A 14,036-nucleotide genomic window follows, 5' to 3' on the forward strand; every position below is an offset into this window, starting at 1 on the left:
GTGGACGTTGGAGATTTGAGGAAAGCTGCTCCTAGTACGAGAGGACCGGAGTGGACGAACCTCTGGTGTTCGGGTTGTCACGCCAGTGGCATTGCCCGGTAGCTATGTTCGGACAGGATAACCGCTGAAAGCATCTAAGCGGGAAGCCCCTTCCAAGATGAGATCTCCCTGGGCCCTTGAGGCCCCTGAAGAGCCGTTCAAGACTAGGACGTTGATAGGTCGGGTGTGTAAGCGCTGCGAGGCGTTGAGCTAACCGATACTAATTGCTCGTGCGGCTTGACTATATAACACCCAAGACAATTGCGGATATCGCAACGAAAAAATCAAATCACAGCTCTATCTCATCCCCCAGTGATCAACCGTTTTGTCTGACGACCATAGCGGCTTGGAACCACCTGATCCCATCTCGAACTCAGAAGTGAAACAGGCCAGCGCCGATGGTAGTGTGGCATTTGCCCATGTGAGAGTAGGTCATCGTCAGACTCTTAATTACGAAAGCCCCGATAGCTTATGCTACCGGGGCTTTTTTTTGCCTCAAATTTAACCTGGAGTGGATTGGGAGCACTGCTCCTTATACTTCCCGGTGATATACTGCGGGCATCAAATCAAACGCGATATGGAGCACGTCAATGTCCGGCAACGATCATCTGGTCATATTTGATACGACTCTCCGGGATGGTGAGCAAAGCCCCGGTGCCACCATGAACAAGGCCGAGAAGCTTCGGATCGCCAAGATTCTTGAAAAGCTTCGTGTGGATGTCATAGAAGCCGGCTTCGCGATTGCAAGCCAGGGCGACTTTGATGCGATTAAGTCGATTGCTGAAACGATCAAAGAATCAACGATCTGCAGTCTTGCGCGCGCTTTGGATAAAGATATTGACCGTGCAGCAGAAGCTATTCGCCCGGCCGAGCGAGGGCGTATACATACGTTCATTGCTACTTCCCCCATCCATATGAAGCACAAGCTGCAAATGCAGCCAGATGAAGTGGTTGAGCAGGCGGTACGGTCGGTAAAGCGTGCTCGAAGCCATGTGGATGATGTTGAGTTTTCCTGCGAGGACGCCGGCCGCTCGGAATTGGATTTTCTTTGTCGGATCATCGAAGCTGCAATTGATGCCGGTGCCAATACAATCAATATTCCGGATACAGTTGGCTATGCGATTCCAGAGCAGTTTGCGGAGACCATTCACCAGTTGCTAAACCGCATCCCAAATGCAGACAAAGCCATTTTCTCTGTGCATTGTCACAATGACTTAGGGCTTGCCGTGGCAAACTCACTGGCCGCCGTAACCCGTGGTGCTCGGCAGGTAGAGTGCACAATTAATGGCCTGGGTGAGCGCGCCGGCAATGCGTCTTTGGAAGAGATCGTGATGGCCGTTCGTACTCGACAGGATCTGTTCAATATTGATACCCGAATAGATAGCCGACATATAGTTCCAGCTTCGCGGCTGGTCTCGACAATTACCGGTTTCCCGGTGCAGCCGAACAAGGCCATTGTGGGGGCAAATGCTTTTGCCCATGAGTCCGGGATCCACCAGGATGGCGTACTTAAGCATCGCGAAACCTATGAGATTATGCGCGCGGAAGACGTCGGCTGGCACACAAACAGCTTGGTGCTGGGCAAGCACTCTGGCCGCAATGCCTTCCGTACCAGGTTGCTGGAGCTAGGCATTCAGTTTGAAACGGAAACCGAGCTGAACGAAGCCTTTACCCGGTTCAAGGCACTGGCCGATCTGAAGCATGAGATTTTTGACGAAGACCTGCAGGCTATTGCCAGTGACACCCGGCAGAAGGACGAAGAGGGTCGTTACGGTCTAGTTTGTCTTCAGGTCTGCTCGGAAACCGGCGTAACACCGAGGGCAGTTCTGACGTTAACGATGGAGGGAAAAGAGCATAAAGTAGAGGCAGAGGGCAGCGGCCCGGTAGATGCGACGTTCAAAGCCATTGAATCAATGGTTGATTCTGGCTGTAACTTGCAGCTTTACTCAGTGAACAGCATTACCAGCGGCACTGATTCTCAGGGTGAGGTGACGGTTCGGCTGGAGCGAGGAGGGCGTATTGTAAATGGCGTAGGCGCAGATACAGATATTATAATTGCCTCTGCTAAGGCCTACATTGAAGCCCTTAACCTGATCAGCCGCGGTGGTATCCGTCAACACCCACAGGTAGCGGATGTTTGAATGATTCAAACTGAAACACAGAGGCAGTTCTATCTCGGTGTTGCGGGCATCCGCTTATGGTATGCCCGTGAGCCATTGCCCGGTGCTGCGCCTAGCCCTGAGTTCCAGTTTCCAGAGCCTGACCAGCTGGAGCACCAGCCTGCGCGCGGAGAAATTCCAGTGGTCGGGCTGCCTGCTAAAGCTAAAACAGCAGCGCTCTCCTCCGACGCTAGTCAGCGAGGTATCAAACGAATTGCCAGTCTCCAGGCTTTAATGGAGAACAAAAAAGAGCCGGCACCAAACGAGGAGGTACAAGAGCCACAACCTCCTGTGGTTGAAGGGCTGTTCTCCCAAGTGTCTGAAGGCACCGTGGTGACAGTGCCGGAGTCGCAGGATGGCACTGGTCAGGCGTTAAACTTGAGTATGTGTGTATTTTCTGGCGACCATTACATCCTTATCGCGCATATATCGAAAGAGGCCAGCCTTCGGCTGCAGGAAACTCTCGCTGCAAATATAATGAAGAGTCTGGGCGAAAAATCATTAGGGGTTTCGGAGTGGGTTCAGTGGCCGGTGTTCAATAACCGCCTTGTTCCGGGGAGCTCTTTGGCTGATCTACAATCCGTTATGGCGCAGGTTTTTAACGATGCTGGTGCTAAGAAAGTGATTGTTCTGGGCGCATTGGAAGGCGCAAGAACAGGTAGTGGCTGGCTGGTAGAGGCGCTAAAGCGGGCCCCCGATGTTGAATACGAGCACTCCCTGGCGGAGCTGGCCAGTAACCCGGGCTTGAAACGCTCTTTGTGGCAACTGCTCAAACCTTTGGTCACAGCGTGATGCCTAAGTTAGAGAGTTTATATGACCCCTCCCAAGACCCTGAGCTGACCGTGCGGCCCTTGGTGCGGGAGGATTTGCCCGAGATACTTGATATTGAACGCCAGTGCCATTCTCACCCTTGGACTGAAGGCTTGTTTCTGGATTGCTTCAAACCGAGCTATCGCCTGTGGGGCGCTTGCCTGGGGGATTCGCTGGTCGGGTTTTCAATAGTGGTTTATATGCTTGATGAGGTGCAACTTCTGAACCTTTGCGCCCACCCGAACGCGCGCGGTCGGGGAATTGGAGGGCACTTGTTGCGACACCTTATTGCCGAAGCCACTGGCGAGAACATGAATCAGGTAGTTTTGGAGGTTCGGCTGAGCAATAGCGTTGCCAGCAAGCTCTATCGTAAAGAAGGATTTGAGGAAATCGGCCGTCGCCCCCGATACTACCCAGCTCCTTCGGGGCGCGAAGACGCCAGAGTAATGTCTCTACTCTTAAACCCCTGAAGCGTGTCGCTTCTGTTCGCGTAATGACCTCTTAGCCCTTATAATGGCTGCCTTTCCCGAACATCTGACGCAGGTTGCTTTTCGACTATGTCTCACCTTTCCCAGGAAGTGGCTAAGCGCCGCACCTTTGCAATCATCTCTCACCCAGACGCGGGTAAAACCACGATCACCGAAAAGGTTCTCCTGTTCGGGCATGCTTTGCAGAAAGCCGGGACGGTTAAGGGCAAGAAATCCGGCCAGCATGCCAAATCTGACTGGATGGATATGGAGAAAGAGCGGGGTATATCGGTAACCACGTCTGTGATGCAGTTTCCTTACCGCGGCACGCTAGTGAACCTGCTGGATACGCCGGGCCACGAGGACTTCTCGGAGGACACATACCGTACATTGACGGCGGTAGACTCGTGCTTGATGGTAATCGACAGTGCCAAGGGCGTAGAAGATCGTACCATTAAGCTGATGGAGGTTACCCGCCTCAGGGATACGCCTATCCTCACGTTCATGAACAAGCTCGATCGCGATACCCGTGATCCAGTTGAGCTTATGGACGAGGTGGAAGATGTATTGAAAATCGCCTGTGCGCCTATTACTTGGCCAATCGGGATGGGGAAAAGCTTTAAGGGTGTCTATCACTTGTTGCGGGATGAGGTGATTCTTTATCAAGGCGGTCATGGACATACTATTCAAGATGTTCGAGTCATTAAAGGGTTGGATAATCCGGAGCTTGATACCGTTCTTGGTGAGTACGCCAGTGATCTGCGAGGTGAAGTAGAGCTGGTTAAGGGCGCTTCTCACGAATTTGATCAGGAGGCATTTTTGGCGGGTGAGCTTACCCCCGTGTTTTTTGGCACGGCCTTGGGCAACTTTGGCGTGGACCATATGCTGGATGGTTTGGTTAATTGGGCGCCTAAGCCTCAGCCCCGTGAAACTGACCTGCGGCTGGTACAGCCTGATGACGAGGGATTCTCGGGCTTTGTGTTCAAAATTCAGGCGAACATGGATCCTCAGCACCGGGACAGAGTCGCGTTCATGCGCCTTGTGTCTGGCAAATACAAGCAGGGCATGAAGGCTCGCCATGTGAGGATCGGGAAGGACGTGCGTTTTTCTGATGCGTTAACATTTATGGCTGGTGATCGTGCGCACGCAGAGGAAGCCTACGCCGGTGACATCATTGGCCTGCACAACCATGGAACGATACAGCTGGGTGACACGTTCACCGCAGGTGAAGATATGAAATTCACCGGCATTCCCAATTTTGCGCCAGAGCTGTTCCGCCGTATTCGCCTGAAAGACCCTCTTAAAGCGAAGCAGCTCCAGAAGGGGCTGATTCAGCTTTCAGAGGAAGGAGCTGTGCAGGTCTTCCGACCTCTGCGCAATAACGATTTAATTGTGGGTGCGGTTGGTGTTCTGCAGTTTGATGTGGTGGTCAGTCGCCTTAAGACTGAGTACAAAGTTGAGGCCGTCTATGAGCCGATCAACGTTGCAACAGCGCGCTGGGTAACCTGTGCCGATGCTCGAAAGCTGGACGAGTTTGAGCGCAAGAATAACGACAATCTGGCGCTTGACGGCGGGGATCGTCTGGCATATATCGCGCCGACCATGGTAAATCTTAATCTGGCTCAAGAGCGCTATCCAGACGTCGAGTTCCATAAAACCCGGGAGCACTGATGCTGTGGCAGTCGAGGCTGAATTGAAGCTGGTTGATGCCCACTGCCACTTTGATTTCCCTAGGTTTGATGGGTGCAGGCTCAGTGAACTTGATGCCGCTTCGAGTAACGGTATTGTTGGATTGGTCATTCCGGGAGTGCGCCGCCCGGATTGGGGGCGGGTCCGGGATACGGCACTGGCGCATTCTGGCTTGTATTATTGTCTCGGTATTCACCCGTGGTTTGTTGGAGCGCATTCCACAGGGGATTTGGAGAGCCTTGAGCAAATTCTTAGTACACGGCCCGAACGTTGTGTTGCTGTAGGTGAGTGTGGGTTGGATCGTTTGCGTGGCGATCTGAAGGCTCAGCACCCTTGGTTTGAAGCCCAGGTTGACTTGGCATCGAGGCTCAAATTCCCTCTGATCATTCATTCGGTGAAAGCCCACGACGAGATTCATGCCGTGTTGAGGCGCAAAGGGTGGGCGGGCAGTGCTCTTGTGCACGGGTTTTCTGGTAGCTACCAGCAAGCCACGAAGCTGGTTGATCAAGGATGTTTTATTGGTGTGGGCGGTGTTATTACCCACGCCCGCGCCCGTAAAACCCGGGATACCGTTGCACGCTTGCCGTTGGAATCTCTTGTGCTCGAAACCGATGCGCCAGACATGGCGCCAGAAGGTGTTGATGCGGGCGCTAATTCCCCGGTTTACCTTCGCAGAATTCTTGAGTGCCTCTCAGAAATACGGGGCGAGCCCTTGGATTATCTGGCCTCTGTTGTATTTTCCAATACGCGACGGTTATACGGCCAATCTTTATGGTGATAACTGGGCAATAAAACAATGCAAGGTGGGGTTGGTTTTCAATAATCGTTCGAGTATACTTCGCGCCCTGGCTTTTCAAGGCGATGTCACTATCTCAGCCCCGAATAGTGTCACTGCCGATCAATATACAGGTACAGAATCTCCTCCGGGTGTACTACACTTTCCGGTGGCGGTTTTTAACGTTTCTATTTATAGCGTTCAAGGCGGAATCAATGAAGACTCTGAGTGCGAAACCAGAAGCCGTAAAACGTGACTGGTACGTTGTAGACGCAGCCGGCAAGACGCTGGGTCGTCTGTCAACAGAAATCGCCCGTCGTCTGCGGGGCAAGCATAAGCCTGAGTACACCCCTCACGTAGACACTGGCGATTACATTGTTGTTATCAATGCGGGCCAGGTGCGGGTTACCGGCAAAAAAGCATCTGACAAGATGTACTACAGCCATACCGGCTTTCCGGGTGGGATCAAATCCATCAGCTTTGAGAAGTTGGTTGATAAGGCGCCTGAGCAAGTTATTCAGAAGTCTGTCAAAGGTATGCTTCCGAAAGGCCCGCTTGGTCGCGCCATGTTCAAGAAGCTGAAAATCTATGCTGGCACTGAGCATCCTCATACAGCCCAGCAGCCCAAAGAACTCGATATTTAACGGAAGGCGGATATGTCTGTAGCACAAAATTACGGTACTGGTCGCCGCAAGACGTCCACGGCTCGGGTGTTTATCAAGCCGGGAAGCGGTAATATTGCAATCAACGGTCGCTCAATCGAAGAATTCTTCGGTCGTGAGACTCTTCGTATGATCGTGCGCCAGCCTCTGGTTGTTGCTGATTCTGCGGATCGTTTTGATATCAACATCACCGTTAAAGGTGGTGGCAGCAGTGGTCAGGCAGGCGCTATTCGTCACGGCCTGACTCGTGCGCTGATGGATTACGATGAGGCTCTGCGTCCGGCTATGCGTCAAGCGGGTTACGTAACCCGTGATGCTCGTGCAGTCGAGCGTAAGAAAGTTGGTCTGCGTAAGGCGCGTAAGCGTCCTCAGTTCTCCAAGCGTTAAGTTTCGCTGGAGCAGATCTCGAAAAAACCCGGCTATTTGGTCGGGTTTTTTTGTTTCAGGGTCAACGACATTCAAATTGATCTGGGGCACAGAGCAGGCTCTAGCGGCGGCTTTCCGACTTGTAAGGACATGGTAATTTCATTACTATTTGGTCGCTTATAATTTTGGGTTGAGAAGTTCTTTTTGATGCGCACTGCCGGCTTTCTGGCGGGCTGTGACATCGCCTGATGGGAGAAAACCATAATGAATAATGGCGACGTGAGCCAAGGTCGACGCCGATTTCTGATCGGCGCTACGGCTGCGGTCGGTGGAGTCGGCGTCGTCGGTGCGGCAGTTCCTTTCGTGGCATCCTGGAATCCCAGTGCCAAAGCGGAGGCGGCTGGTGCGCCGGTAACCGTCAATATCAGTAAGATTGAACCGGGACAGCAGGTCACCGTTGCGTGGCGGGGAATGCCGGTCTGGCTAATTCGCCGCACAGAGGAAATGGTGAGCAATATAGAAAAGCTCAACGACAAGGTGAAGGATCCCCAGTCTGAAGCCCCGCAGCAGCCGCCATACATTCACGGCATACTGCGTTCGCTGAAGCCCGAGATGGCAGTTCTTGTCGGTCTGTGCACGCACCTGGGTTGCGTGCCGACTTATCGTCCGGAAGTAGCTCCGGCAGACTTGGGTGATGAGTGGCTTGGCGGGTTGTTCTGTCCTTGTCATGGATCCCGCTACGATATGGCAGGGCGGGTCTATACTGCGCAGCCTGCTCCGTTGAATTTGCAGGTTCCGCCTTATCGTTACGACGATGATGAGACTCTCACCATTGGTCTTGATCCGGAGGCAGCGTAATGCGAAAGCTTCTTAATTGGGTAGACGAGCGTCTACCAGTTGTTGATGCCTGGAATAATCACCTGGCAAAATACTACGCGCCGAAAAACTTCAACTTTTGGTATTTTTTCGGTTCTCTGGCAATGCTTGTACTGGTCAACCAGCTGGTGACAGGTATCTGGCTTACCATGAGTTACAACCCGACAGGTGAGGGTGCCTTCGCTTCCGTTGAGTACATCATGCGTGATGTACAGTGGGGTTGGCTCTTGCGCTACCTGCACTCCACGGGTGCCTCGGCCTTTTTCATTGTGGTTTATCTCCATATGTTTCGGGGCCTCATGTACGGTTCCTATCAGAAGCCTCGCGAGCTGATCTGGCTATTTGGCATGCTGATATACTTGGTGCTGATGGCGGAAGCTTTCATGGGTTATCTGCTGCCTTGGGGGCAGATGTCCTACTGGGGTGCGCAGGTTATTGTGAACCTGTTTGGTGCCATTCCGGTGATCGGTGAGGATTTGTCTTTGTGGATTCGTGGTGATTACCTGATCTCGGGTATTACCCTTAACCGCTTCTTTGCTTTGCATGTGGTTGCTCTTCCCATTGTTTTGCTTGGTCTTGTTGTTCTGCACATTCTTGCTTTGCATGAAGTAGGGTCCAACAACCCAGATGGTATCGATATCAAGAAGAACAAGGACGAGAACGGTATCCCAAAAGATGGTATTCCGTTCCATCCTTACTACTCAGTGCACGACCTTGTGGGCGTTGCAGTATTCTTCTTCATATTCTTTATTGTGGTGTTTTTCTTCCCTGAAATGGGCGGCATGTTCATTGAAAAGCCGAACTTCGAACCTGCAAATGCTCTGAAAACACCAGAACATATAGCGCCTGTTTGGTACTTCACACCGTTCTACGCCATGTTGCGTGCGGTAACGGTGGATCTATTCGGCCTGCCTGCGAAGTTTTGGGGTGTGGTTGTGATGGGTGGTGCCATTGCGATTCTGTTTGTTCTGCCGTGGTTGGACAAAAGCCCTGTGCGCTCTATTCGCTACAAAGGCTGGTTGAGCAAAATTGCACTTGCGTTGTTCGCAGTGAGCTTCGTTATTCTCGGGTACCTTGGTCTTGTACCAACCACTGAGGGGCGCACCACCGTTGCCCAGATTTTAACAGTGGTGTATTTCCTTTACTTCATTCTGATGCCGTTCTATACGCGCATGGAGAAAACCAAGCCAGTACCAGAGAGGGTGACAGGATAATGAGAAAGCTGATTTTTGGTCTTTTCATCGCATTCCTGCCGGTTCTCGGCTTGGCAGCGGGTGCTGGTGTTTCACTTGATCACATCAAGACGGATCACACCGATAAAGCATCCCTTCAGCGCGGTGCGGCGACGTTCACAAACTACTGCATGGGGTGTCACTCCATGGAGTATGCTCGCTACAAGCGGGTTGCTGATGACCTTGAGATTCCTGTTAAGTTGTTCGAAGAGAATCTTATTTTCACTGGCGCCCAAGTTGGCGAGCTGATGAAGAATTCCATGAGCAAGGACATGGCAGCGGATTGGTTTGGTGCTCCGCCACCGGATCTTACGCTGGAAAGCCGCTTGCGCGGTGAGTCCTGGGTTTATTCCTACCTGCGTGGCTTTTATAAGGATGAGTCGCGCCCGTTGGGTGTAAATAATGTGGTGTTCGACAAGGTGGGCATGCCCCACGTACTGGTCGACCTTCAGGGGTTATGTGCGGTCGAGCCCAACATTGGCAAGAAAGCCAGCGTTGAGCCGTTGAGCGGTAACATCAATAACGCAAATGCCTGCCCGGAATATGCAATAGAGGGCAGCATGTCTGGCGCCGAATTTGATAGTGCCATGTATGACTTGACCAACTTCATGTCCTACATGGCAGATCCGATCAAGGTCGAGCGTGAGCGCTTGGGGGTCTTTGTTCTGATCTTCGTGGCTATTTTCTTTGTCTTCGCCTTCTTGCTCAATCGTGAGTACTGGAAGGACGTACACTGAGAAATAGGGTATAATCCCGTTCCCTGAGTTCCAGTGGGCGTTAATCGGCCCGCTGGAATTTTTGCGTTTTTCGGGGCCATTTCGGTTTGTTTACTCGTGAGGTAGTTCTATGGGCGTTGTTACCAAGCGGTCATCGATGACATTTTTCTCAGATCCGACCAGCCACTATAGCCATAGAGTGCGCATTGTGTTGGCAGAGAAGGGTGTTACCGTTGATATCGTTGATGTTGATCCGGATAATCCACCGGCAGAGCTGGCTGATCTGAATCCGTATAACGCCCTGCCGACGCTGGTAGATCGTGATCTGGTTCTGTATGAGCCCAACATAATGATGGAGTATCTTGATGAGCGTTTTCCGCATCCGCCGTTGTTGCCTGTTTATCCGGTAGCCCGTGCGAACAGCCGGTTGATGATTCATCGGATCCAGAAGGATTGGTGTGGCTTGGTAGATCAGATTCTGAACCAGCCAAACGCCAAGCGTCGGAGGTGGCTCGCAAAGAGTTGCGCGAGAGCCTGCTCGCAACTGCGCCACTGTTTGGTGAGATGCCGTTTTTCCTCTCTGAGGAATTTACCATCGTAGATTGCTGTATCGCTCCCATACTTTGGCGTTTGCCGTCACTGGGCATAGAGCTCAATGACAAGCAAGCCAAGCCATTGCATAAGTATATGGAGAGCATTTTTGAGCGCGAGGGGTTTAAGGCGAGTCTTTCCGATCTTGAAGAAGACATTCGTAGCTGATTTGGCAAGGTTCCGCTTTAAGGAACAGGAGACTAGCAGTGCCTGATAATAAGATCACCATGACATCCAGCCGTCCGTATTTGGTGCGTGCTTTTAATGAGTGGATACTGGATAACGACTGTACGCCTTATATCGTTGTGGATGCGGGCATTCAGGGTGTTCAGGTACCCACCGAACACGTAGCGAATGGGCAAATCGTTCTGAATGTCTGTCCGGGGGCGGTACGTGGCTTGGTTGTTGGTAATAGTGCGCTGGAGTTTAGTGCCCGTTTCGGCGGAGTGCCGATGCAGGTATTTATTCCTCTCCAGGCCGTTTTGGCCATATACGCCAAGGAAAACGGTGAAGGTATGGTGTTTGGCAGCGAGCCAGGCTCTCCTGATCCTGACGGTACTAATGACAGTGAGGGCTCCAAGCAGTCTGGCGGTCAGGATGAGCGACCAACCGGGCGGCCTACTCTTAAGGTTGTTAAGTAGCGTCTAGTTCGTGAACTGTTAAAAAGCCGGCTCCTGCCGGCTTTTTTTTTAACCCCCAAAAAGCTTGCCGTCTATCAGCGAGCACAAGGCGTTAATAATAAGCAAAAGTAGCGGTGTGGCTTCTGTAGGTGAGAGATCGTTTAGGGCGATCTCGTGATCTTCGGAGTGCATGAGGGAGGTGATATCAGACTTTTCTTTAGCGCTCAGCACTACCACGCTCATTTCACGGTCGTGTGCGGCCTGAATGGCCTGAATGAGATTCGCTTTGTGGCCATCGTCAACAATCACGAATAACAGGTCGCCGGGTTTCCCTATGGCTTTGACTTGGCGCGAGAAAGTGTCGTTGAAACGGTTGTCCCGGCAAATGGCAGAGTAGGTCGTTGCGTCGGCTCCCAAGTTTATCGCGGGTAGCGCTGGCCGATCCTGCTCAAAACGGTTCAGGAGAGCCGTACAGAAATACTGAGCGATTACGTTGGCGTTACCGTTAGCGCAGGTGACGATTTTTCCGTCATTCAGCAGGGCGTTTACAAAGGCGTCTGCGGCTTGCTCTATGTCAGGACCCACGGTGCTGGCTGCCTGAGCGGTATGCTCCATATGGCTCGCAAATAACTGGTTGATCAGGTTGCCCATGTCGTTCATCAGAGTTTATACATCCGCCTGGATTGCGTTTTTTATCCATTGTACCCGGTATTTTTTGACGGTTCCCGGGCTTATTGCCACCACGTCTATACGGCTAAGGGTGTCCCAGAGGTGGTGTCGATGCAGATAAAACGAAGCGGCCTTCAATAATCGCTGTCGTTTTGGGTAAGAAATAGAACTTGCTGGATCGACAAGACTGCCGCTACCTCGATAGCGCACCTCAAAAAAGACGAGAGTATCCTTGTCTTGGCCTATCAGATCAATTTCACCACCGCGGTTATAAACGTTGCGCTCATATATCTGCACACCGTGAGCCGCGAGGTACCGCTCTGCTACACCTTCAAAGTATGTTCCGATAGCTTTGCGGCCTTCCATGGCTCTATTGCTCCTTTGTTGTTGCACTGCAGTGTTAGTTAGTCAGTGCCTGCGGGCGTTCGCTCTCTTCGCCGTTAGGGGTTGCTGGTTGAGGTAGCAGGTTGGGCGTTCCGTTTTGGAACTGTGCCCAAAGCTGGTTCCGATGGACGCTGCCTTCCCGGGTCATGGTTAGTTGTCCGGTCTGGCCGTCAACTGCTGCCGTCTGAACCTGGCGAAGCAGGGGGAGGCGCTTACTTAGCTTCCATGCGTCGGTTCCCATGGCAAACAATCTTCCCAGTTGACCGCGAGTGCCAGGCAAAACGTTACTGGCTTCATCGCGCAATGGGTTGTTCTCGTTAAGTACCCATGGGATATCGGTGAACATGACCTGATTCAGGTCGCGATCCCGGCCAGCATCCGGTGTGCCTTCGTAAATGATCGACGGTGAGTAGACGGGAAGGTCGCCCCCAAAGTAATACGCAAACAGCGGTTTGAGCTGACGAGCCACTGCAGGCTCAGCCACCATGACAATGGCTTCAGCATCCTGGCGCCGACGCGGTTCGAATTCGACGTTCAGGCCAATGGTGCGCTCTACCTGAATGGCCCGATCCCGGGACACGGTAATGCCCAGCAAGTCTGCAGTAACTTCTCGCAAGTTGTCTTCGCGAAAGAATCGTTCGATATCCAACGCTACCGCACCGTTTTGCTTCATGCGCTTCAGCAAGGCTGCCTCAATACGGTCACCCCACTCACCGTGAGGGATCAGTACGAGTACTTGGTTGATGCTCTGCGTTGAGAGCTGGTCGGCAATCTGTCGGGCTTCGTCTTCTGCTGAAAGGCCAAACTGATACAGGCCGCTCGGGGCCTTTTGGCCATCGGGCAGGTAGTTGAGCCCTAAAGCAGGGACTGGCAGCGTTTTCATGCTGGTAAGACTTGCCAATGCTTCCTTCTCAAGAGGGCCTATGATCAGGTCAATGTCTTGAGCGGCCAGCTCTTTATACAGCTCGCCAAATGGCGTATCAGACGTGTCCACAACACGGATGTCGGTTTTGTTGCGGTCGGCTGATTCGTCCTGGTAATAGGCAGCCAAAAATCCGTCTCGGATAGCCTTGCCTGCGCTGGCAAGAGGCCCTTTGAGAGGCAGGGCCAAGGCGATTTTTTCAGGTCGGTTTTCGGCCAGACTGGCTATTAATTGGAGTTCGGAAGGCAGTATCTGGGCGGCTGGGTGACCGGGCCAGTTATTTTGCCAGCGTCGTATGATGCGGCCTTGATCATCAATGCTTAGTTCCGGCGCCCGGATATTGGCTGCGAGTTCTAGCCAGCCCTCGGTTTCGAAACCAATAGTGTCCTCTCCAGCGGAAGCGAGCTTCTGATCCGGAACAGCTTTGAGAAACTCCCAGATCTGGTTGTGGATTTCTTGCGGATTAATCTTGCTATCCGTCTGGGACAGAAGCATGAGTGTCATGGCGGCGGATAAGCGGTCGCCTATTAATGCATAGGTTTCGGCCTGAAGGCTCGCTGCCCGGTTAACCAGGTCTGAGCTGTAGCTTCGAAAGTTGTCTGGTGAGAGCTTGGTTACAATGCTGTTAGCCCATTCACGGTCTTCGAGAGCCACCGCGCTGGCCATAGAGAGTAGTTGCTTCTGTGCCTGCAACGAAGGAGCAGGTTGCGCAAGCTGAGTGCTCTGAAGTAATGTGCGGGCCGCCCGGTGGTCGCCGCGCTCCTGAAACCGGCCGGCGACCTCCAATAAGTATCGCTGAGCTATTTCAGTGTTGCTCTCCCTTGCGGCAAGCTCAAGAGCTTGAGTGGGAGATTGGGCAACCTGCGAATTTAGGTCGACACTGGCACAGCCGGCAAAAAGCAGGGTTAATATCAATATGCCGGCCAGGGCACGAGGGTTAATACGGTTTTTGGTCATGGCAAGCTCTATAGATTCCGGAGTTTTGGGCTTGTGGCGCCGATCTGATGGTGGCAAGTTTAACAGCTCCCGGGCCAATTCACATGACGCAGGTGTCATGGT

The 14,036-nt window shown here is 52.5% G+C and carries 14 protein-coding genes, 2 rRNA genes and 1 pseudogene; 14 read left to right on the forward strand and 3 right to left on the reverse strand.

The window, feature by feature from the left end:
- From BCA33_RS13145 to BCA33_RS13210, 14 genes and pseudogenes are all read left to right on the forward strand, one after another.
- Positions 1–284: ribosomal RNA gene (locus BCA33_RS13145) — 23S ribosomal RNA — on the forward strand; the annotation flags it as partial.
- Between the two features lie 83 nt (positions 285–367).
- Positions 368–483, forward strand: a 5S ribosomal RNA gene (gene rrf, locus BCA33_RS13150).
- 146 nt (positions 484–629) lie between these two features.
- Positions 630–2,180 (forward strand): 2-isopropylmalate synthase, encoded by a 1,551-nt coding sequence (locus BCA33_RS13155; RefSeq protein ID WP_071266510.1) that lies wholly within the window; start codon positions 630–632, stop codon positions 2,178–2,180.
- Positions 2,181–2,990 carry a hypothetical protein gene (locus BCA33_RS13160; RefSeq protein WP_071266512.1) on the forward strand — a complete coding sequence of 270 codons (810 nt, stop codon included), beginning with the start codon at positions 2,181–2,183 and terminating at the stop codon, positions 2,988–2,990.
- A complete protein-coding gene (gene rimI, locus BCA33_RS13165) occupies positions 2,990–3,478 on the forward strand; it encodes a ribosomal protein S18-alanine N-acetyltransferase (protein ID WP_071266514.1) in 489 nt (162 codons plus the stop codon). Before BCA33_RS13160 ends, rimI begins: the two co-directional genes overlap by 1 nt.
- A gap of 87 nt (positions 3,479–3,565) precedes the next feature.
- Complete coding sequence (gene prfC, locus BCA33_RS13170; RefSeq protein ID WP_071266516.1) at positions 3,566–5,146, forward strand: peptide chain release factor 3; 1,581 nt, start codon at positions 3,566–3,568, stop codon at positions 5,144–5,146.
- A gap of 22 nt (positions 5,147–5,168) precedes the next feature.
- Entirely contained in the window at positions 5,169–5,942 is a 774-nt protein-coding gene (locus BCA33_RS13175; RefSeq protein ID WP_071266568.1) for a TatD family hydrolase, read from the forward strand.
- Positions 5,943–6,154: 212 nt separating this feature from the next.
- Positions 6,155–6,583: a 50S ribosomal protein L13 gene (gene rplM, locus BCA33_RS13180; RefSeq protein WP_071266518.1), complete on the forward strand. Its 429-nt coding sequence runs from the start codon at positions 6,155–6,157 to the stop codon at positions 6,581–6,583.
- A 12-nt stretch (positions 6,584–6,595) separates the two neighbouring features.
- Positions 6,596–6,988, forward strand: a complete 393-nt coding sequence (rpsI, locus tag BCA33_RS13185; protein WP_071266520.1) for a 30S ribosomal protein S9 — start codon at positions 6,596–6,598, stop codon at positions 6,986–6,988.
- Between the two features lie 243 nt (positions 6,989–7,231).
- Entirely contained in the window at positions 7,232–7,825 is a 594-nt protein-coding gene (gene petA / locus BCA33_RS13190; RefSeq protein WP_071266522.1) for a ubiquinol-cytochrome c reductase iron-sulfur subunit, read from the forward strand.
- Positions 7,825–9,057, forward strand: a complete 1,233-nt coding sequence (locus tag BCA33_RS13195) for a cytochrome bc complex cytochrome b subunit (protein WP_071266524.1) — start codon at positions 7,825–7,827, stop codon at positions 9,055–9,057. The genes petA and BCA33_RS13195 overlap by 1 nt, the downstream gene beginning before the upstream one ends.
- A complete protein-coding gene (locus tag BCA33_RS13200) occupies positions 9,057–9,812 on the forward strand; it encodes a cytochrome c1 (protein ID WP_071266526.1) in 756 nt (251 codons plus the stop codon). The genes BCA33_RS13195 and BCA33_RS13200 overlap by 1 nt, the downstream gene beginning before the upstream one ends.
- A gap of 109 nt (positions 9,813–9,921) precedes the next feature.
- Positions 9,922–10,550, forward strand: a pseudogene (locus BCA33_RS13205) (glutathione S-transferase N-terminal domain-containing protein).
- A 59-nt stretch (positions 10,551–10,609) separates the two neighbouring features.
- Positions 10,610–11,023 carry a ClpXP protease specificity-enhancing factor gene (locus tag BCA33_RS13210; RefSeq protein WP_175469788.1) on the forward strand — a complete coding sequence of 138 codons (414 nt, stop codon included), beginning with the start codon at positions 10,610–10,612 and terminating at the stop codon, positions 11,021–11,023.
- Positions 11,024–11,071: 48 nt separating this feature from the next.
- Here the strand turns inward: BCA33_RS13210 and BCA33_RS13215 are convergent, their stop codons facing one another.
- From BCA33_RS13215 to BCA33_RS13225, 3 genes are read right to left on the reverse strand one after another with little or no spacing between them, the layout of a single operon-like run.
- Positions 11,072–11,662, reverse strand: coding sequence for an SIS domain-containing protein (locus BCA33_RS13215; protein ID WP_071266530.1), 591 nt, complete (start codon positions 11,660–11,662; stop codon positions 11,072–11,074).
- A gap of 6 nt (positions 11,663–11,668) precedes the next feature.
- The gene (locus BCA33_RS13220; protein ID WP_071266532.1) at positions 11,669–12,037 is read right to left on the reverse strand and encodes a YraN family protein; all 369 of its coding nucleotides are present in this window, start codon (positions 12,035–12,037) and stop codon (positions 11,669–11,671) included.
- 34 nt (positions 12,038–12,071) lie between these two features.
- Positions 12,072–13,991: a penicillin-binding protein activator gene (locus BCA33_RS13225; RefSeq protein ID WP_254774395.1), complete on the reverse strand. Its 1,920-nt coding sequence runs from the start codon at positions 13,989–13,991 to the stop codon at positions 12,072–12,074.
- Positions 13,992–14,036: the final 45 nt, after the last annotated feature.

It is taken from the genome of Marinobacter sp. AC-23 (genome assembly GCF_001858325.1).
Lineage (GTDB): Bacteria > Pseudomonadota > Gammaproteobacteria > Pseudomonadales > Oleiphilaceae > Marinobacter.

Coding starts and splice junctions, on each gene's coding strand:
- BCA33_RS13215 (WP_071266530.1), bottom strand. CDS start 11,662: ATGAACGACATGGGCAACCTGATCAACCAGTTATTTGCGAGCCATATG.
- BCA33_RS13160 (WP_071266512.1), top strand. CDS start 2,181: ATGATTCAAACTGAAACACAGAGGCAGTTCTATCTCGGTGTTGCGGGC.
- BCA33_RS13210 (WP_175469788.1), top strand. CDS start 10,610: ATGACATCCAGCCGTCCGTATTTGGTGCGTGCTTTTAATGAGTGGATA.
- rpsI (WP_071266520.1), top strand. CDS start 6,596: ATGTCTGTAGCACAAAATTACGGTACTGGTCGCCGCAAGACGTCCACG.
- prfC (WP_071266516.1), top strand. CDS start 3,566: ATGTCTCACCTTTCCCAGGAAGTGGCTAAGCGCCGCACCTTTGCAATC.
- BCA33_RS13220 (WP_071266532.1), bottom strand. CDS start 12,037: ATGGAAGGCCGCAAAGCTATCGGAACATACTTTGAAGGTGTAGCAGAG.
- BCA33_RS13195 (WP_071266524.1), top strand. CDS start 7,825: ATGCGAAAGCTTCTTAATTGGGTAGACGAGCGTCTACCAGTTGTTGAT.
- petA (WP_071266522.1), top strand. CDS start 7,232: ATGAATAATGGCGACGTGAGCCAAGGTCGACGCCGATTTCTGATCGGC.
- BCA33_RS13200 (WP_071266526.1), top strand. CDS start 9,057: ATGAGAAAGCTGATTTTTGGTCTTTTCATCGCATTCCTGCCGGTTCTC.
- BCA33_RS13155 (WP_071266510.1), top strand. CDS start 630: ATGTCCGGCAACGATCATCTGGTCATATTTGATACGACTCTCCGGGAT.
- rplM (WP_071266518.1), top strand. CDS start 6,155: ATGAAGACTCTGAGTGCGAAACCAGAAGCCGTAAAACGTGACTGGTAC.
- rimI (WP_071266514.1), top strand. CDS start 2,990: ATGCCTAAGTTAGAGAGTTTATATGACCCCTCCCAAGACCCTGAGCTG.